A 19,015-nucleotide genomic window follows, 5' to 3' on the forward strand; every position below is an offset into this window, starting at 1 on the left:
GCCCGTTAAAAAAAGCTACCCGCATAGTAAGCCAGCAGCGCAGCGAGAATGCCCGATGTTGAAATCAGCAGCATACCATTGACCGGTGTACGATTCGATAGTTTATACTTATAAAAACCTAGCGCCGCCAGCAGCAGGAAAGGGGTGAGTAGCGCTGCGTAATCCGGCAGTTGCAGGAAGTAATTGTTGATCAAAATAGCAATTCCGCCGATCATAAATCCGCAAAACATGGCTATAGCGTATTGCCGCGGGCTTAGTTCGCTCGTTGCGTTGCCCTGTTCTTTCCATTCCTTTTCCCAGGCTTCATTCTCCTGCATGGTATCCGCCACCATTGCTTCTTTCAGGTGATCCTCTATTTCCAGGGCGTGGTAAATTTTTAAAATTTTACTTTGACCGCCGGTACTTTCCAGCTCCTCTTTACGCGTATAATAAGCCCCCGCCGACAGTAACAACGATACAAACAACACAGCTGCGCCAACATAGATATATACCTGGTCTGTGGCAACGCCCTTTGCTAATAAAAAACAAAACAACGCCAGGGTGACGATCAATCCTTCGATGGCGCTGCCGAGCAAGGCCGGCAATAAGTTGTATAGGCGGGTCTTATTCAAATGATTGTAAAGTTTGCTGAATGATAACAAGGCTTTCTTCCAATTGTTCTTTTGTGATCACGAGCGGCGGCGCCAGCCGGATCTTATCTCCATGAGTCGGTTTGGCGAGCAGCCCCCGCTCTTTAAGGGCCAAACAAATACTCCACGCCATTTGGTCGTCTTCGCTATTAATTTCTATGGCGTTCAGGAGCCCTTTGCCCCGGACACCTTTAATAAGCGGACTTTCTAAGTTCTTCAGCGCTTCGCGAAATAATATTCCCAACGTTTCCGCCTGCTCCGCCATCTTTTCATCGATCAATACCTGCAAAGCGGCTATGGCAGTGACTGCAGCCAGGGGATTACCTCCGTAGGTAGAGCCATGTTCGCCTGGCTTAATACATAACATAATTTCATTATCGGCTAAAACAGCACTCACGGGCATCATCCCGCCGCTCAACGCTTTTCCCAATAACACGATATCGGGTCTCACGGCTTCATGATCACAGGCCAGCATTTTGCCGGTCCTGCACAAACCAGTCTGGATCTCATCTGCAATAAATAATACCTGGCGTTGCTCACACAAAGCTTTGGCGCGCGCGAGATATCCATCGTCCGGTACCAAAACACCGGCTTCGCCCTGTATGGGCTCTACTAAAAATCCCCCGATGTTGGGGTTGTGATTGAGTACCTGGGCGAGAGCGTCTATATCATTGTAGGGTATGCTGATGAAGCCGCTTGTAAAAGGTCCGAAGTGGGTTTTCGCCAGCGGGTCAGTGCTGAAAGAAATGACCGTAGTGGTTCGCCCGTGAAAATTGTGATCACAGACAATGATCTGCACTTCATTTTCGGGAACGCCCTTGACTTCGTAGGCCCATTTGCGACAAAGCTTGATCCCCGTCTCCACCGCTTCCACACCCGTGTTCATAGGAAGCACTTTATCGTAACCCAACAGTTTAGTAATATATTGTTCAAACCGCCCCAGCTGATCATTATAAAATGCGCGACTGGTGAGGGTGAGTTGCTGCGCCTGCTTCACGAAGGCGGCAACAATTGTGGGATGACAGTGCCCCTGGTTTACAGAAGAGTAGCCACTCAAAAAATCAAAATACCGGTTTCCGTCAACATCCCACACATAAGGTCCCTCGCCACGTGATAAGACGACGGGAAGCGGATGGTAATTATGAGCGCCATGTTGCTCTTCGAGTGCTATAAAATAATCGGCTGTTTGCGTTGCAGTAGCAGACATATCAAAATCTTTTAAACGTAAAGAAAAGGGTTGACTCAGGAAATGAAACCCTGTCAGTGGTTCAGCAGATCAAGATGTTGCTGCAAAAAAGATGATATGTTGCCCATTAATTTGATGGTGCAAAGAAAAGCCAAATTATCAGGAAAAGCAAAAAACATCTTGATAGCGGCCCATCAACAAAGTAGGAAAGATGCAACGGTTACACAAATAGTGCCTTCAAAGTTCTGATCCCGGTTTTTTGACCACCGGTGAGCGTTGATCATCCAGAATCAACTGGTTTTATACATCAGTACTAAAAATTATCGCCCGGACAATAAGTTTGGAGTAACTTCGAATGAAGTATTATTTTAATAAATAAAACTAACCTTTATGAAACCTGTTCTGTTATTCTTGCTTGTAATCAGTTTTTTTTCCTGCGGAAAAGATGATTTGACTGATGAAATGCCCGGGCCGCTGATCGCTGCTGAGGCGCGGACTATCGCAGATGTGTCGTATGGTGCAAAGACCAGGCAAAAAATGGATGTCTATCTTCCCGCCAACCGCAGTACCGCTACCACCAAGGTCCTGATCCTGATACACGGGGGCGCCTGGACAGAAGGCGACAAGTCCGACTTTAATCCGTATGTCAAGGCATTTCAGAGCCTGTTGCCGGACTATGCCATATTTAACTTAAACTATAGTTTGGCAAAAGTGGGTCTTACAAGCACGGATGTATTTCCTGCTCAGGAGAATGACATTAAGCAAGCGATACAATTTATCTATGACAACCGGTCTGATTATGTGATCTCGGATAAATGGGTGCTCGGCGGTGCGAGTGCGGGTGCGCATCTGGCATTGTTACAGGGATATAAAAACTCTAACCTTATTAAGCCGAAAGCGATTATAGATTTTTTTGGTCCTACCGATATGAAGGCGTTGTATAATTATTACGCACAAAATGACCCTTTCGGTGCGTTTGGACTCAACCTGCTGATGTCCGGCACGCCAGACAGTAACCCCCGCATGTACCAGGAGAGCAGCCCCATAAATTATGCTAATGCCCAGGCCCCGCCGACAATTATCTTGCAAGGCGGTCTGGACGATGTGGTGCCCGAAGAGCAGTCTTTTACGCTGCAGGCAAAACTGAACGGAGCGAAGGTCAGCAATGAATTGGTCTATTATGAGAATCAAACACACGGCTGGAGCGATCCCGCGATATTAGATGACAGTTTTAAAAAAATCGCAGCATTTTTAAAAACAAATGTGCCATAAATTCGTGGCATGACTCCATTAGCAGAACGTATAAGGCCCCGAACGCTTGATGAAGTAGTAGGGCAGCAGCACCTGATCGGGCCGGGCAGCATACTGCGAAGGTCTGTCGAAAATCAATCGCTCGGATCTGTCATCTTCTGGGGTCCTCCGGGAACCGGGAAAACTACGCTGGCCAATATCATCGCCAACAACCTGTCTGTTTCCTTTTTTGCCTTAAGTGCCGTGAATGCCGGTGTGAAAGAAGTGCGGGAGGTGATTGAAAAAGCCAAACATGAGCGAGGCAGTATCTTATTCATTGATGAAATCCACCGTTTCAATAAAAGTCAGCAGGATGCTTTATTGCATGCGGTTGAAAAAGGAATCATTACCCTGATTGGTGCGACAACGGAAAATCCTTCGTTCGAAGTGAATAGTGCCTTGCTAAGCCGTTGCCAGGTGTACGTTTTAAAAGCCCTTGAGGAAAAGGATCTGATCCAATTGCTGCACAAAGCCATAAGCGACGATGATGTTCTCAAAAAGAAAAAAATAACCCTCAAAGAAACGGATGCTCTGATCACGATCAGCGGTGGTGATGCTCGCAAGTTATTGAACCTGCTGGAGCTCGTGTGCAATTCGGCGAAAAACAATATTGATATAACCGATGCGCTGGTCATGGATGTAGCGCAAAAGAAAGTGGCTTTGTACGACAAAAGCGGCGAGCAGCACTATGATATCATCTCAGCTTTCATAAAGTCCATGCGGGGCAGTGATCCCAATGGTGCTGTGTATTGGCTGGCGCGGATGATAGAGGGTGGCGAGGATGTAAAGTTTATTGCCCGGCGCATGTTGATACTGGCGAGTGAAGATATCGGGAATGCCAACCCCAATGCGTTGTTGCTGGCGAATGCCACTTTCGATGCGGTAAATAAAATAGGGCATCCGGAGTCCAGGATCATACTTTCGCAATGTGCTGTCTACCTGGCAACATCACCCAAAAGTAATGCTTCCTATATGGCGATCAACGAGGCTATGGCCGCGGTCCACAAGTTTGGCGATCTGCCGGTTCCGCTCCACATCAGAAATGCGCCCACCAAACTGATGAAGAACCTCGACTATGGCAAAGGGTATAAGTATTCGCACAGCTACGATAATAATTTCTCTGAACAGGAGTATCTGCCTGAAAGTATTGCCGGTACTACGTTTTACGAGCCGGGCAATAACGCCCGTGAAAATGAGCTCCGCAATTACCTGAAAAAATTGTGGAAGGATAAGTACGGCTATTGACGAAGAGCAGCTTATGGACCAGGGTCTGTCTTCTATTTCTTCAGCACTCTTTCGAACAGCTTGAAGATCCTTTTATATTCGTCGGTCCAGCTGCTGGGTTCTACAAAAGCATGATCTTCCATCGGATAACCCGCCAGTTCCCAATTGTCCTTGCCCAATTCAATAAGCCGTTGAGCGAGTTTTACGGCATCCTGGTAATGAACATTCACATCGACCATGCCGTGGCATATCAACAGGTCGCCTTTCAGCCCTTTGGCGAAATAGACCGGCGAGCTGCGATAGTAAGCCAGGCTATCGGTATAAGGTTCATTCAGGATGTTAGAAGTATATCCGTGGTTATAATTAGCCCAGTCAGTTACCGGTCTCAGGGCGGCACCTGCTTTGAAAACTCCGGGTTCGGTAAACAGCGCCATCAGCGTCATAAAGCCTCCATAGGAGCCGCCGTATAATCCTACATGATCCGGATTGACATCATAGTTTTTTACCAGGTAACGAACCGCATCCACATGATCGCTCAGGTCCTTGCCGCCCATATGCCGGTAAATCCCTGTTCGCCAGTCGCGGCCATAACCCGCGCTTCCACGATAATCGATATCCATCACGGTATACCCCTGGTCTGCCAGCATATTATTAAACATATATTCCCTGAAATAGCTGCTCCACCATTTATGGGCGTTTTGCAAGTATCCGGCTCCATGTACAAACAGTACAGCCGGTTTATTCGCATGAGGTTTTGAAGGCCGGTAAACGCGTGCGTAAACCTTCGCTCCGTCGGCCGCAGTGAAACTGATAACCTCGGGGTCGCGCCATTGATAAGACTTAAATTCTTCGCTGGCCGCTTTGAACGTGATTTGCAAAGGCTTTGCTCCCGCTTTGTTCGGTTGCAGGTAGAGCTCCCAGGGGCGGTTTGAGTAAGAATGAAGCAATGCGATGTTTTGCTCACCAGGGGCGAGATTCACCTCGTTAGAGCCGGTCATCGAGGTAATTTGTTCTTTTTTGCCGGTGGCAATATTCAATTTATAAAAATGTTTTTCCCCGGGATGTATCTCGTTGGTCGTTAAGAAAAATGTTTTCTTGTCTTCCGATAAGATCGCATCCTGGATCTCGTAGGAACCTGACGTCAACTGTTTCCTTTCTTTAGTGGATACGTTGATCGTATACAAATGGGAGTACCCTGTAGCTTCTGATTGAAACCAGAACAGTTCTTCGCTGATCCAGCCGATGCTGCTGCTGTTGATGCCCGGTCCGCCGATCCAGGCTTCATCCCTCTGACGGTCGAGCAAAGTCAATTGATTCCGGTTCATATCCCACAACAGGAGCCACCGGTCTTTGTTGTCATCGGCGTAAACATCTATTACAGCATGTTTGCCTTTAGGCGACCAGGAGATGCCATAGACGGACACGGGGCGCTTTGCCTTTTCTTTTTTTCTTTTCTCCAAAGCAGCAGGATAGTCCTTCAGGTAATCAGGCAAATCGGTAATGCCCGGTATCTGATCGACAGGTAAAGAAAGGACGGTATCTTTTTCCCGGTCAAACACATAAAAAGCCGAAACACCTTGTTCTGCGCCTACTTTATTTCGTCCGGAAATATCTGTAGTGTAGCCGGTCTCCGTAACATAATCAGGGATGATGGTGTTTTTCGTGGTAGCCGGCCTGAAGGCCCGATAGCTCACATACCGCCCGTCAGGACTGATGTTGAGCCCCCTTACAGAACCTTCTTTGACAAAAAGATAGCGCAATGGTTTTTCTTTCGGCAACGCTTTACGATACGCGTCGCTGGTATCATTTTTTGATTTTCGTTCGCGCAGCACATCAAAGTTTTGCAGCTGGTCATTTTTCAGCCATTGCTCTTCTCTGCCTCCGTTTTCGCGCGCTCCATACTGGTTGCTGGCTGTACCGATGTTGGTTAACTGTTGGGTTTCTCCTGATGCGATATCCCAGGCATACAGGTTCGAAGCCCGTGTATATACGATCTTTAGTTCGTCAAAGCTGAACTGCGGATTGGTCTCGCTATCGATGGTCGCAGTGATACGCCTGGTTTTCCGTGATTTCAAATCAGTAAAGAACACATCGCCATTTTTTTCAAACACATATTGATTGCGTTGCGTATTATATACATAGCTACCCGGGTGGGACAAAAACTGTCGTTGAACTACGGTAGCTTTCTGCGGTGTGTGATTCTTCAATGTGATAAAATACAGGGAGTCGGCAGGTTTGTTGTCGGGATTCCATAAAAAATAGAGGGTGTCTCCGGTGCGGTTCCATTGTAATTGCGAGGGAGAAGTGCCCATCCATCGGGGATCTCTCATGATCTTTTCTACCGTGAGGGGACCTAAATCAGTTTGAGCAGCAACAGTATAAAAACAACATAGCCAGACGAAAGTCGAAATCAATTTATGCATTAGCAGAGCTTTAAGGCGTAAATTTAATTGTTTGCATTTTATTTTTTATGTTGCATTGCGGTACCGGCGCAACATTTATTTTCTTTGGATGCCACAATGCCTCTCAAACATTGCAATGACGGAGGTCTCTGCAACGTGTGTGGTCTGGATGAAATAAATGATGGAAGCTACCGGAAATTATCAATAGAAGTATGATGGAATGGATCAGCAAGTCTTTTGACGAGCTTTCGCTGGAGGAGCTTTACGCTTTGCTACAGCTGCGTAGCGAGGTATTTGTTGTAGAGCAGCATTGTTACTACCAGGATGTAGATGGCAAAGATCAAAAGAGTTATCATTTGATGGGCTGGCAAAGCGGTGTGCTGATGGCTTACGCGAGATTACTGCCTCCGGGTGTAAGCTACGCCGAGCAATCAATCGGGCGTGTCGTATTGAAGAAGGAAGCGCGGAACACAGGGTTGGGTAAAAGCCTGATGCAGGAAAGCATCCGCGTTAGCGAACAAATATTCGGGAAACATCCGATAAAGATCGGGGCGCAGTTTCACCTGAAAAAATTTTACGAGCTGTTGGGATTCGAAGCCTGCAGTGAGATTTATGATGATGCAGGTATCGATCATATTGAAATGATCAGAAGTTGAGCCTCATACCTCACAGGTTTTCAAAACCTGTGAGGTATGAAACAACCCACGAACTGTCCATCTTATTTGTCAGGGATTAAGTTAAGGTGTCATCTTCATCAACGCAAAACGTAATCATCTTGGACTCGCCTGATTTTATAATCTGTGCCTCAATATCCTGAACGATAAATAGGGCAGCGAGATCAATCGTAATCGCCTTGCAACGCTTGTTCCCTCCGCGCTCTTTTTTTTGCAAGAAATAATATCCCATAAAAGTGTATTGTATTTTACAATACAAGCAGGAGTGTTCTATTACAGTGGTTGTATAGCCTTTTGCCGGGCATATTCCGTGCCCAACTCAATAGCTTTCGTTTTGCCAAACAAGGGGACAACAGCGGCATGATAATGTTCGGGCAGTCCATAACTTAAAATTTGACCATACTGATCCAGATCGAGGTTGAAACTATATACATCCGTTACGTCTTCAGAGCGTCTGAATAAGTAATGCAGACTGTATTTCGGAATAATGTTTCCGATAAGATCATAGTGTGTTTCTTCCGGCAAGGATTGGTAATAAGCGGCTTTTTCTTCAAGGCATTTTTCGACATCATTCACAATAGCCGCATGAAATTTAATTTGGCGGACGAAGTGTCGTAACGATTTATCAAGCAATTTCTTTGCCGTTGCCTGAATGAATGCTGGTAATTCCTCAAGCGGTAGACGGATTTCGGTCGGTATGGTTTTGTTTTCTTTGACATAGTGCAGAGACTTGAAAAATTAACGAGTTACTGCTTGTTAATACGCACCACCTGGGAATAATTTGCCTGACCTTTTTTATTCAACTGGGCAACACGCACATAAATTTCACTTTTCTCGGCTCCGGCTGGTCCGTCTTTTTGCACGATATCAAAACGCAGCTACCCAGTAAAAACAGGCTTAGCAGTTGCCTTCTTTTCTTTAGAGACCAAATTAAAAATGGAAGGAAGATCAATGAAAGAGTTGCGGAAAGGTCCTCAACCGGCGTAGAGAAATGATAGTTTAGCGTGGAAGTGGAGTTGCCATTTTCAGCCTTCGATAATACAGGTTCCCCAATCTTTTTAAATGCTTTTCCGTCTTTCGAAACCTCTACATTGTAATGACTAACGTCAGTTTCGGATCGCGTTTCCCATTCGACGATCAGCTGGCCGTCCTTTATGGCTGCACCTAATGGAGGGAAAGACAGATCAGTCGGCGCCTGGGCGCGCAAAAATGATATACCAAAAAAGAAAAAAGCAAAAGCCAGTGAAAGGTGTTTCATGTGTAGTTAGCTTTATGTTGTATTTTTTCAAATATATAATAAAATGTGACGCCCGGGCAAAATTTTCCTGGACAGATATCACACAAGAGTGCATGCAATCAATGAGGCCAGCTCAGTAATTGGCTACTTCATAACCAGCCATTTTATTGTAAGCAAGCAGAACTTCTTTCTAAAGTTCTGCTTGCAAATATTTCCCTGTATAGCTTTCTTTATTTTTCACCAGCTCTTCCGGCGTCCCCTCGAACAGGATCTGCCCACCGCCGTCACCGCCTTCGGGACCCAGGTCGATGATATGATCCGCGATCTTGATCACGTCCATGTTATGTTCAATGATCAATACCGTATTGCCCTTGTTGGCCAGCTTGTCCAGTACATGTATCAGGTGACGGATATCTTCGAAATGCAGACCTGTTGTGGGCTCGTCCAGGATATAAAAGGTCTTGCCGGTGTCTTTTTTCGACAGCTCTGTGCTGAGCTTCACCCGTTGGGCTTCACCGCCACTCAATGTCACGGCGCTTTGCCCCAGCGTAATGTAACCCAGGCCTACATCCTGCAGGGTTTTGATTTTCCGGTAAATATTCGGCACCGGCTGAAAGAATTCTACCGCATCATCCACGGTCATGTTCAGCACATCCGAAATAGATTTTCCTTTATACCGTATTTCCAGTGTCTCACGGTTGTACCTTTTCCCGTTACATTTTTCGCAGGGCACATACACGTCGGGCAGGAAGTTCATTTCGATCACCCGCATGCCACCGCCTTCACACACATCACAGCGGCCTGTTTTGACATTGAAAGAAAAACGTCCTGCATTATATCCCCTGATCTTGGCTTCCGGAACCGAAGCAAACAGTGTTCTGATGTCCGTAAAAAATCCGCAATAAGTTGAAGGATTGCTACGCGGTGTGCGCCCGATCGGCGATTGATCGATCTCCACCACTTTGTCGATGTGCTCCAAACCCTTTACCGACTTGTGTTGCATGGGATGCATCTTACTCGCCGGAAAACAATGATTGCTTAAGATAGGGTAGAGGGTTTCATTGATCAACGTTGATTTGCCGCTACCGCTGACACCGGTCACCACGATCATCTTTCCCAGGGGAAACTTGACACTGACATTTTGAAGATTGTTGCCGGTGACGCCTTTCAGTTCAACGAACTTTCCATTTCCTTTACGACGTTCTGCCGGGGTTTCAATTTTAAGATGGCCGTTGAGATAACCGGCCGTAATCGTATCCAGCTTTACAATTTCTTTAGGGGTGCCCTGGGCCACGACGCGCCCGCCATGATAACCCGCGCGGGGCCCGATGTCGATCAGGTAATCAGCCGCCAGCATAATGTCTTTATCATGTTCCACTACCAACACGCTGTTACCGATATCCCGCAGGTTTTGCAGCGACGTGATCAGCCGGTGGTTATCGCGCTGGTGCAGCCCGATCGAAGGCTCGTCCAGGATATAAGTGATGCCCTGCAATTGAGAACCGATCTGCGTTGCAAGCCGTATCCGCTGCGATTCACCGCCGCTCAGGGTCCGGCTCGGGCGATTCAGGGAAAGATAAGTTAATCCAACATCCAGCAAAAAACCTAAACGTTCCCTGATCTCTTTTAAAATATCTTTCGCAATGGCGTTTTGTTTTTTACTGAGCCGCAACTCAATGCCGTCCAGCCAGGCAGCCAGGTTGTCCAGGTTGAGGTTGCTTAAATAAGCGATATTCTTATTGTCGATCTTAAACCAAAGACTTTCTTTTTTCAAACGATCTCCGTTGCAGGAAGGGCAGGGTTGTAGCTCCATGAATTTTTCTACCCAATCACGCAATCCTTCATTGCTTTGCGTAGACAGGTACCATCTTTTCAGCATAGGAATAATGCCTTCATAGCTGCCGGAATAATAATCCGGTATAGATTCATCAGTGCCATCCAGGTGCAGGGTTTTGTCTGCACCACCGTCGCCATAAAGCAGCAGGTCCAGTTGTTCCTGCGTAATGTCTTTCAGGGGTTTTGATAGGCTGATCTTGTATTTTCTTGCAAACGATTCTACCTGCTGGTACACACTGGCGCTGCGCTCTTCACCCAGCGGGGCGATGCCGCCTTCTTTGATGCTTTTGTCCTTGTCCGGCAACACCGCATCCATATTGATCACCGAGCTCGTGCCGAGGCCGCGGCAATAGGGACAAGCTCCGTAAGGCGAGTTGAAAGAAAATGAATTGGGTGAAGGCTCCTCGTAGCTGATGCCGGTGTCTTCACACATGAGCATTTTAGAGTATTGAGCAACCTCGGCTTCGTCATTCACCAAAACAAACATCAGGTCTTTACCCAGCTTCAAAGCCTGCTGCACACTCTGGCTGAGGCGGGCTTTCAGATCCTCCGTCACCTGCAGGCGGTCTACGACCAATTCAATATCGTGGATCTTGTAACGGTCTACCTGCATTTTTGCGGTAAGGTCTTTGATCTCCCCGTCCACTCTTACTTTCAAAAACCCTTTTTTCCTCACGTCCTCAAAGAGTTCCCGGTAATGCCCTTTTCTGCCACGCACCAGCGGGGCCAGGAGGTTCAGCTTTTTACCGTAAAACCGCTGGAAGATATTCTCCACAATTTCCTCCTCGCTCCACTTCACCATTTTTTTTCCGGTATTGTAAGAATATGCTTCAGCAACACGGGCATAGAAAAGCCGGAAAAAATCATACACTTCCGTAACAGTGCCTACGGTGGAGCGGGGATTCTTATTCGTAGTTTTTTGTTCTATAGAAATTACGGGCGACAAGCCGGTGATCTGATCTACATCCGGCCGTTCCATGTCGCCAATAAACTGGCGGGCGTATGCGCCAAACGTTTCCATGTAGCGGCGCTGGCCTTCGGAATAAATGGTGTCGAACGCAAGCGACGACTTTCCGCTTCCGCTGATGCCGGTGATCACGACCAGCTGGTTCTTCGGAATGGAAATGTCTACGTTCTTCAGGTTGTGCACGCGAGCTCCGGTGACCTCTATTTTATTCAAATCTTTATGTTCCAATTTATTACTCCTGTTTTAGAAAATTCGGGCTGAAAATGATGACCAGACTCAATTCATAACTAAAATCTAAAATAAAGGTTTATTGCTCCATAATTAAATTTTTGGCATAATAATTTCTGCTTACACCGATTGAGTTTTGGAGGCCTAATCTTTTAAAACCTCCGAATGTATTTAATAAAACATTCCCCACTGGCATTTGGTTTTGGGGGCTCGTTAAACTGTAAAATATAAACAAATGAAGAAGAATTTCTTATTAGCAACGGCACTGTCGATATCCATCGCATCATTTGCCCAGGTGTCCACAACGCCCGAAACGCCGAGAAATTATAAACCACAGGCTAAAGAATTAGCCCCCATGCCCGGCGAACTAACCGATGAAATGATCTTTCCTGTTTTGGGAAAATACGAATATACTGACGAAGAAGGAATCGTTACCCCCGTTACCATTAGCCGCGATTCTGAAAACAAGGGAATCGTTTGGGTAAATGGAATGCCACAGGGCAAATTCAAGGCGGATTTAAAAGTGTCTCCTGCTACTTACAAAATACCGGTGCAGAAGACCCTCCAAAATGAAATGGATAGCGCCACCACAATGACTACTGATGTCAATGCCGATGCAGATGCGGGAGTTGCGAAGGCCGAGACCCGTTACTCTGGCAAATCACTAAAAGAAGGCACACTGGTTTTTGATTCGACCAGTAAAAAATTATATATCAACGTGGGAAGCAAGTTTGACGAAGAGAACCCAACAGCGGTATTTCCTGAAATGATGGCCAGTGACAGTGCGGCCTATGCTACTACGACTGACATAGAGTCAACTGAGTCTGACGTAGCTTCAACGTCGAGTAAAGCAGCAAAAAAAGACAAAAAGAAAAGTAATATAGCGAAGGGTACTACTTATGTACTTACAAAAGTGGTGGAACTTGCCGCTGCGCCTACGGCTCCGGCACAATAGAAAAGTCGCCAGTTAATATTAATAGAAAGGTTGCTGAAAACGCAACCTTTTTATATTAGGTGTTGTCTTTATGCAAATCTCATTGGCATATAATTTGATAGGTGCATAGCAGATTTTGTCCTCTAAACCTTTCTGGCATAAGGGAATGTGCAGAAAAGAACTAAATCTTTAAAAATTAAAAGCAAACATGATGAAAATCGTTAAAACAACACTATTTGCAACAGCATTTGCCGGTCTAACCCTGGCAGGATGTGAATCAGCTACCAGAACTCAGAAAGGCGCCGCGATAGGTACGGGCGGTGGTGCTGCCATTGGTGCCGTGATCGGAAAAGCTGCGGGAAATGCGGGATTAGGTGCTATTATCGGCGCAGCAGTGGGTGGTACAGCAGGTGCCATTATTGGTAAAAAAATGGACAAGCAGGCAGAAGAGATCAAGCAGGAAGTGCCGGGTGCTAAAGTGGAGCGCGTAGAAGAAGGTATCGTTGTAGAGTTCAGCAGTGCCGTTTTATTCGGATTTGACCAGGCTACACTTACTTCAGCTTCCAAAGGAACTTTGGATGATCTGATCACGATCCTTAATAAATATCCCGATACAGATGTAGAGATCCAGGGTCACACGGATAATACCGGTACGGAAAAATACAACCAGGCTTTATCAGAGAGAAGAGCGTCGGTAGTGTCCAATTACCTGGCGGATAAAGGCATTGGTCTGCAAAGGCTGACTACGGTGGGTTATGGACTGAGAAATCCTAAATACTCGAACGAGACAGCAGAAGGTCGTGCACAAAATCGCCGGGTGGAATTCCTCATCACCGCTAATGACAAAATGAAGAAAGACGCAGCCGCCGAAGCAGGCACTAATTAATTTTTCTTTTTGTAGAGTAAAAGAGAAAGGTGTGCGTCTACTATGTTAATTCAATACAAATCATTAAATCTTATTTTATGAAAATGAAACAATTACTTTTTGGCGGGTTGCTGTTTGCAGCTTTCAGCACAGTGGCTATTCAATCACAGGCCCAGACAGGTTTAGGCATTAACGCAGGTGTAAACTTTGCTAATGTAACAGGAAAGGATGCACCGGATAATAATAAGCTCAAAACCGGTTTCCAGGCTGGAATTACGTATGATATAGGTATAGCAGATGAGTTTGTGATTCAGCCAGGATTAAGCTATGTACAGAATGGTGCGCAATATGATGGCCCTTTTGAAGGCATAACTGACCCGAAGGTGCATTTAAATTACCTGCAACTTCCTGTTACTTTTCAATATCAGCCTGAAGTAGGTACCGGCAAGTTGTTACTGGGAGTTGGACCCTACATTGGTATGGGAATAGGGCAGATTAAAGTTGACGCAGGAGATATATCTGCAAAATTAGATTGGGATGAAGCCAATGTCAAAAGATTTGATGCAGGTGGGAAATTGCTGGTTGGTTATCAGTTAAGCAATGGTTTGAATTTAAACCTGAATGCTAATCTTGGAATGGTTAAATTGTCTGACGTTGATAACCCTCCAACAACAAATAACACTTCTTTCGGCGTAACGTTAGGATACAAGTTCTAACCCTGTCGTCCAAGTTTTTAAAGCCCCGCCAATCGGCGGGGTTTTTTAATTCGATATCTAAGGAGTAAATATTTTTTGAGAACAGGTGTAAGCGTCCCTATATTTGCATGATCCAAAGTAAAACTGTTCAATTATAACTGCGGTCTAACAACCATTATTATTTTAAAAACGCTAATTTATGAAAGCAAGAAAAATGCTCGTGGCGGGCATAGTTACATCTGTGTTGAGTTTATCAGAAACCCGTGTATCGGCTCAAGTGGAGGTCGGAGTGAGGGCCGGTTTGAATCTGTCCAATGCGATTGTTAAATACGACGACGAAAACCCTAACACTAAACTCAACCCGGGATTTCATGTAGGTGTAACCTTTGACATTCCCGTTGCTACCGACCTTCTCCTGCAACCGGCGCTTCTTTTCACTACTAAAGGAGCTAAGTATAAAGCGAGTGACGGCGGAGCCACGGCTAAAGGTACATTGACTCCGTACTATATCGAAGTGCCTGTGTCGTTCATTTATAAGCCTGCGTTAGGCGACGGAAAGCTTTTATTAGGCGCAGGCCCATATCTGGGTTATGGAATTGGCGGCAGGTGGAGAAACGAACTAAAAGGTGCAGGTGAGTACGATTATTCTGAAAAAGGTAGCGTTGAATTTATAAACGACTACGTTGACGAAAGCGACGATGAGAATAAGTGGGTTTACGGAAAACCATTCGACTATGGTGCTAATCTTTTAATAGGTTATGAATTCAGCAGTAAATTGTCGTTTCAGCTAAATGGTCAATTAGGGCTGGCTAATTTAGAGCCTAAGACGGACGGTAAAAAACCGGCTTCCGACGAAGTTGTAAAAAACGTCGGTTTCGGAATTTCTCTGGGATATAAATTCTAATTCATTATTCAACCGTTTTAAACAGGTGAAACGTGGGTTTTTTGGTTGATTGACTGTTTTCGCCGGCGGATAACTGTTGTATTTTCAAACGCTTAGTAAATACTATTTTTAAGACCTAAAAAACACTTATGAGACAAAAGGTTATTATCGGCCTGCTGGCCGTTCTTTTGAGCAGCCAAATCAACGCGCAGGTACAATGGGGCGTACGCGCCGGAGGCAATATGTCGGCGCTCTTGCTTAAAGATGCCAATGGGTACGAAAAGGTCACATTAAAACCGGGTTTTCATGTCGGGGGTACTGCTGATATTTACATCTCACCCAAATTTGCCCTGCAACCTGCGCTAATGTTCAGTACCAAAGGTGTTATCTTACAAGACAGAAGTGCCAGTCAGTTCGCCGCAGAAGGAGTCGAAAAAATAACTTTCAACACCTACTATCTGGATCTGCCGCTGAATGTAATTTTCAAACCCCAGGTGGGACGGGGGCATCTATTATTGGGTGCTGGTCCGTATGTTGCTTATGGTTTAGGTGGCAAGTGGAAGGCCGAAGCCGATAATATATCAGTAACCGGAGACCTGGAACTGAAAGATGACATCAACAGAGCCAGTCTCGACTCCAGTGTTGCCAGCGGCAGCAGAACTATACCGTTTACTAAACCATTTGATTTTGGAGCTAATATCTTGCTGGGATATCAGTTTCCTGGTAACGTGTACGTTCAGTTAAATGGTCAACTGGGCCTCATCAATATTGATCCGTCTGTCGATGGCGTCAGAAATGAAACAACGTCGACGAAGACGGCCCAATTCGGATTATCCATCGGGTATAAATTTTAGGCCTTTTTTATTTCGGCAGACTGCCCTATATTTGCGCCTCGTTCTTTAATATACTTATCAAGAAAGGCAGAGGGTATGGCCCTGTGAAGCCTTGGCAACCTGTCCACTTTGTTGTGACAAGGTGCCAATTCCAACCCGCTACGGCGGGAAAGATAAGCCGGTAGTTTCAATCGTTTAATCTCATTCACAATATGAAGCCCGCCCGCTTATCCGGCGGGCTTTTTTGTGTGCCTGTTACCGCCTTTCTGATAAAGACATAGCTGTTTTAAAATAATCGGATAACAAAAACATAGATTCAAATGTCTCAACTGCAACATACCATCGTTCCGCTAAAGATGCCGTACCTGGTCAACTGTGGCGTTTGTATGCCTTTCGGGGCATAACTGATACTATCCGGCCCCCGGGCCGTCTGCAAAACTTTTGTTATTCCATTTTTACATCACTTAAATAGATTTTTATGAGCCATACATTACATTTCGATACGCTGCAATTACACGCCGGTCAGCAGCCGGATCCCACTACCGGAAGCCGCGCGGTGCCCATTTATCAGACAACTTCCTATCAGTTCAATAATGCCGATCACGCGGCCAATCTTTTCGGCCTTCGCGAGTTTGGAAATATTTACACCCGCATCATGAACCCGACCACCGATGTGTTTGAACAACGCATCGCGGCCTTGGAAGGCGGTGTAGCGGCCGTAGCCACGGCGTCCGGTCAGGCAGCGCAATTTCTGGCCATTACCAATATCCTGGAAGCAGGAGACAATTTTGTAAGCACCTCTTTCGTGTATGGCGGTACTTTCAACCAGTTTAAAGTGGCGTTCAAAAGACTGGGTATCGAAGCCCGTTTTGCTGCCGGCGATGATGTAGAAAGCTTCCGCTCCAAGATTGATGACAAGACCAAAGCGATCTATCTTGAAACGATCGGTAACCCCAAATTAAATATTCCTGATTTCGAAAAATTCGCTGCTCTCGCCAGGGAGTTCGATATCCCCCTGATCGTAGACAACACGTTCGGAGCGGGCGGATACCTGTTCAAACCCATTCAGCATGGCGCCAATATCGTGGTGAATTCGGCCACCAAATGGATCGGTGGCCACGGCACCAGCATCGGCGGCATCGTGGTCGACGGTGGAAATTATAATTGGGGCAATGGTAAATTCCCGCAGTTTACCGAGCCTTCAGAAGGATACCACGGCATGAAGTTCTGGGAAGTGTTTGGCGAAGGCAATCCGCTGGGCTTGCCCAATATTGCTTTTGCAATCCGCGCCAGGGTAGAAGGGCTGAGAGACTTTGGACCGGCGATAAGTCCTTTCAATGCTTTTATGTTATTGCAAGGCATCGAAACGCTTTCCCTGCGCGTACAGCGGACCGTCGATAATGCGTTAGCACTCGCACAATGGCTGGAGTCCAGCGAACACGTAGCGTTTGTGTGGTATCCCGGACTGGAAAGCAACGAATACCATGGATTGGCTAAAAAATACCTGACCCATGGTTTTGGCGGAGTGTTGCAGTTTGGTATCAAAGGCGGTATTGAAAACGGCAAGAAATTTATTAACTCGCTCCAGCTGGTAAGTCACCTCGCCAATGTGGGAGATGCTAAAACGCTGGCCATCCACCCGGCTTCTACGACTCACGAGCAATTAAGTGAGGAAGAGCGCAAAGGCGCCGGCGTGTTAGACAACCTGATCCGCATCAGCGTGGGTATTGAATATATCGACGATATCAAAGCCGATTTTGAGCAGGCATTTAAAACAGTTTTCGGATAAGAAAAACAGGTGTTATTGGAACTGAGCTTTCTGCTGACACCTTTCATTATATGAAGCAAGAGGTTTTCAGACATACAGATCCATTTACGCTGGAGAGTGGTGCAGTGTTGACTAATTTACACCTGGCCTACACTACGTATGGTGCACTGAACGAGCAAAAAGACAACGTGATATGGATCTTTCACGCGCTTACCGCCAATAGCTGTCCGCATGAGTGGTGGCCCGATATGGTAGGCGAGGGGCGGCTGTTCGATCCGTCGAAGCATTTTATTATTTGTGTCAACATGCCCGGAAGCTGCTACGGAAGCATCAACGCGCTGGACGTCAATCCGGCCACCGGCAGCTCTTATTATCATGATTTCCCTTTTTTCACGATCAGGGATATGGTTCATTCCTACAGGTTGTTGCAAGCCGACCTGGGCATCAGCCGCATCAGGATCGGGATAGGCGGAAGCACGGGTGGGCAACAATTAATGGAGTGGGCGGTACAAGATCCGGAGTTGTTTGAATATATCTTTCCCATCGCCACCAATGCGGTGCACTCTCCCTGGGGAAAGGCTTTTAACGCTACCCAAAGGCAGGCTATTGAAGCAGACTCCACGTGGAAGAACAAAATGGTGGATGCCGGCAAGAAAGGGCTTGAAGTAGCGAGAAGCATTGCGCTGCTTTCTTACAGGACTGATCTGGCTTACAACAAAACGCAGTCTGAAGCCAGTGATGATCTAATAGAAGGCTTTAAAAGCGAGAGCTATCAGCGCTATCAAGGGTCCAAGTTGTCGGCGCGGTTCAATGCATTCAGTTATTACGCGCTTACGAAAAGCATGGACTCTCACAACCTGGGTCGCGGTCGCGGGGGTGTAGTGCAGGCGCTCAACAGTATTAAGGCAAAAACACTGGCGCTGAGCATGGAAGGCGACATCCTGTTTCCTCCTTACGAGCAGGAGTTCATTGCCAGTAATATTCCCAATGCGCATGTGAAGCTGATCCTGTCAGATTATGGGCACGATGGATTTTTGCTGGAGTTCAAACAGTTGACAGAAGCGATCGGTGACTTTTTGCGGGACCATTGAACCCGGTCTGACGGTCCCCGTCTGACCGCTTGGAGCGAAAGCTTTGACCCGTTCTGACGATCTTCGTTTGACCACCTAGAGCGTAAAACCTTGAGTCGGCCAGACGGTCTCCGTCTGACGCTTGGAATGAAAACTTTGATCCGGTCCGACGGTCCCCGTCTGACCGTTCAGAAAGATCACCCTGAGTCGGCCCGATGGTCTCCGTCCGACGCTTGGAACGAAAACTTTGATCCGGTCTGACGGTCTCCGTCTGACCGCTTAAAAAAACAAGAA

The 19,015-nt window shown here is 46.4% G+C and carries 17 protein-coding genes and 1 riboswitch; of the genes, 10 read left to right on the top strand and 7 right to left on the bottom strand.

All coding sequences use genetic code 11. The annotated features are described in order from the left end of the window. Positions 1–5: 5 nt before the first annotated feature. Together ACU37H_RS16315 and rocD are read right to left on the bottom strand one after the other, a co-directional pair. Positions 6–611 carry a VIT1/CCC1 transporter family protein gene (locus tag ACU37H_RS16315; RefSeq protein ID WP_472705115.1) on the bottom strand — a complete coding sequence of 202 codons (606 nt, stop codon included), beginning with the start codon at positions 609–611 and terminating at the stop codon, positions 6–8. Beyond that, complete coding sequence (rocD, locus tag ACU37H_RS16320) at positions 604–1,836, bottom strand: ornithine--oxo-acid transaminase (protein ID WP_472705113.1); 1,233 nt, start codon at positions 1,834–1,836, stop codon at positions 604–606. Before rocD ends, ACU37H_RS16315 begins: the two co-directional genes overlap by 8 nt. A gap of 369 nt (positions 1,837–2,205) precedes the next feature. Here rocD and ACU37H_RS16325 point away from each other — a divergent pair, with 369 nt between their 5' ends. After that, positions 2,206–3,087 carry a prolyl oligopeptidase family serine peptidase gene (locus tag ACU37H_RS16325; protein WP_472705111.1) on the top strand — a complete coding sequence of 294 codons (882 nt, stop codon included), beginning with the start codon at positions 2,206–2,208 and terminating at the stop codon, positions 3,085–3,087. A gap of 9 nt (positions 3,088–3,096) precedes the next feature. Then, a complete protein-coding gene (locus ACU37H_RS16330) occupies positions 3,097–4,350 on the top strand; it encodes a replication-associated recombination protein A (protein WP_472705109.1) in 1,254 nt (417 codons plus the stop codon). A 32-nt stretch (positions 4,351–4,382) separates the two neighbouring features. On the opposite strand, the gene ACU37H_RS16335 is transcribed toward ACU37H_RS16330, so the two are convergent. Then, complete coding sequence (locus ACU37H_RS16335) at positions 4,383–6,752, bottom strand: S9 family peptidase (RefSeq protein WP_472705107.1); 2,370 nt, start codon at positions 6,750–6,752, stop codon at positions 4,383–4,385. 191 nt (positions 6,753–6,943) lie between these two features. On the opposite strand from ACU37H_RS16335, the gene ACU37H_RS16340 reads away from it, so the two are divergent. Beyond that, on the top strand, positions 6,944–7,387 hold the full coding sequence (locus ACU37H_RS16340) for a GNAT family N-acetyltransferase (RefSeq protein ID WP_472705105.1): 444 nt from the start codon (positions 6,944–6,946) through the stop codon (positions 7,385–7,387). A 76-nt stretch (positions 7,388–7,463) separates the two neighbouring features. Here the strand turns inward: ACU37H_RS16340 and ACU37H_RS16345 are convergent, their stop codons facing one another. The 4 genes from ACU37H_RS16345 to uvrA form a co-directional block, all read right to left on the bottom strand. After that, positions 7,464–7,637: a hypothetical protein gene (locus tag ACU37H_RS16345; protein ID WP_472705103.1), complete on the bottom strand. Its 174-nt coding sequence runs from the start codon at positions 7,635–7,637 to the stop codon at positions 7,464–7,466. 41 nt (positions 7,638–7,678) lie between these two features. Continuing rightward, on the bottom strand, positions 7,679–7,981 hold the full coding sequence (locus tag ACU37H_RS16350) for a hypothetical protein (protein ID WP_472705101.1): 303 nt from the start codon (positions 7,979–7,981) through the stop codon (positions 7,679–7,681). A gap of 223 nt (positions 7,982–8,204) precedes the next feature. Continuing rightward, a complete protein-coding gene (locus tag ACU37H_RS16355; protein WP_472705099.1) occupies positions 8,205–8,663 on the bottom strand; it encodes a hypothetical protein in 459 nt (152 codons plus the stop codon). A 169-nt stretch (positions 8,664–8,832) separates the two neighbouring features. After that, positions 8,833–11,673 (bottom strand): excinuclease ABC subunit UvrA, encoded by a 2,841-nt coding sequence (gene uvrA, locus ACU37H_RS16360; RefSeq protein ID WP_472705098.1) that lies wholly within the window; start codon positions 11,671–11,673, stop codon positions 8,833–8,835. Positions 11,674–11,908: 235 nt separating this feature from the next. On the opposite strand from uvrA, the gene ACU37H_RS16365 reads away from it, so the two are divergent. The 7 genes from ACU37H_RS16365 (at position 11,909) to ACU37H_RS16395 (ending at position 18,742) form a co-directional block, all read left to right on the top strand. After that, entirely contained in the window at positions 11,909–12,628 is a 720-nt protein-coding gene (locus tag ACU37H_RS16365; protein ID WP_472705096.1) for a hypothetical protein, read from the top strand. 190 nt (positions 12,629–12,818) lie between these two features. Further along, complete coding sequence (locus ACU37H_RS16370; RefSeq protein WP_472705481.1) at positions 12,819–13,493, top strand: YiaD family glycine zipper/OmpA-like lipoprotein; 675 nt, start codon at positions 12,819–12,821, stop codon at positions 13,491–13,493. Positions 13,494–13,570: 77 nt separating this feature from the next. Further along, complete coding sequence (locus tag ACU37H_RS16375) at positions 13,571–14,188, top strand: outer membrane beta-barrel protein (protein WP_472705094.1); 618 nt, start codon at positions 13,571–13,573, stop codon at positions 14,186–14,188. 178 nt (positions 14,189–14,366) lie between these two features. Further along, entirely contained in the window at positions 14,367–15,071 is a 705-nt protein-coding gene (locus ACU37H_RS16380; protein ID WP_472705092.1) for a porin family protein, read from the top strand. Positions 15,072–15,199: 128 nt separating this feature from the next. Continuing rightward, on the top strand, positions 15,200–15,904 hold the full coding sequence (locus ACU37H_RS16385) for a porin family protein (protein WP_472705090.1): 705 nt from the start codon (positions 15,200–15,202) through the stop codon (positions 15,902–15,904). A gap of 51 nt (positions 15,905–15,955) precedes the next feature. Then, a riboswitch (SAM riboswitch) is annotated at positions 15,956–16,063 on the top strand. A gap of 298 nt (positions 16,064–16,361) precedes the next feature. Continuing rightward, positions 16,362–17,672, top strand: a complete 1,311-nt coding sequence (locus ACU37H_RS16390; protein ID WP_472705088.1) for an O-acetylhomoserine aminocarboxypropyltransferase/cysteine synthase family protein — start codon at positions 16,362–16,364, stop codon at positions 17,670–17,672. A 50-nt stretch (positions 17,673–17,722) separates the two neighbouring features. Further along, positions 17,723–18,742, top strand: coding sequence for a homoserine O-acetyltransferase family protein (locus ACU37H_RS16395; protein ID WP_472705086.1), 1,020 nt, complete (start codon positions 17,723–17,725; stop codon positions 18,740–18,742). Positions 18,743–19,015: the final 273 nt, after the last annotated feature.

The sequence above is a fragment of the Niabella sp. ZPM-14 genome (assembly GCF_055693045.2).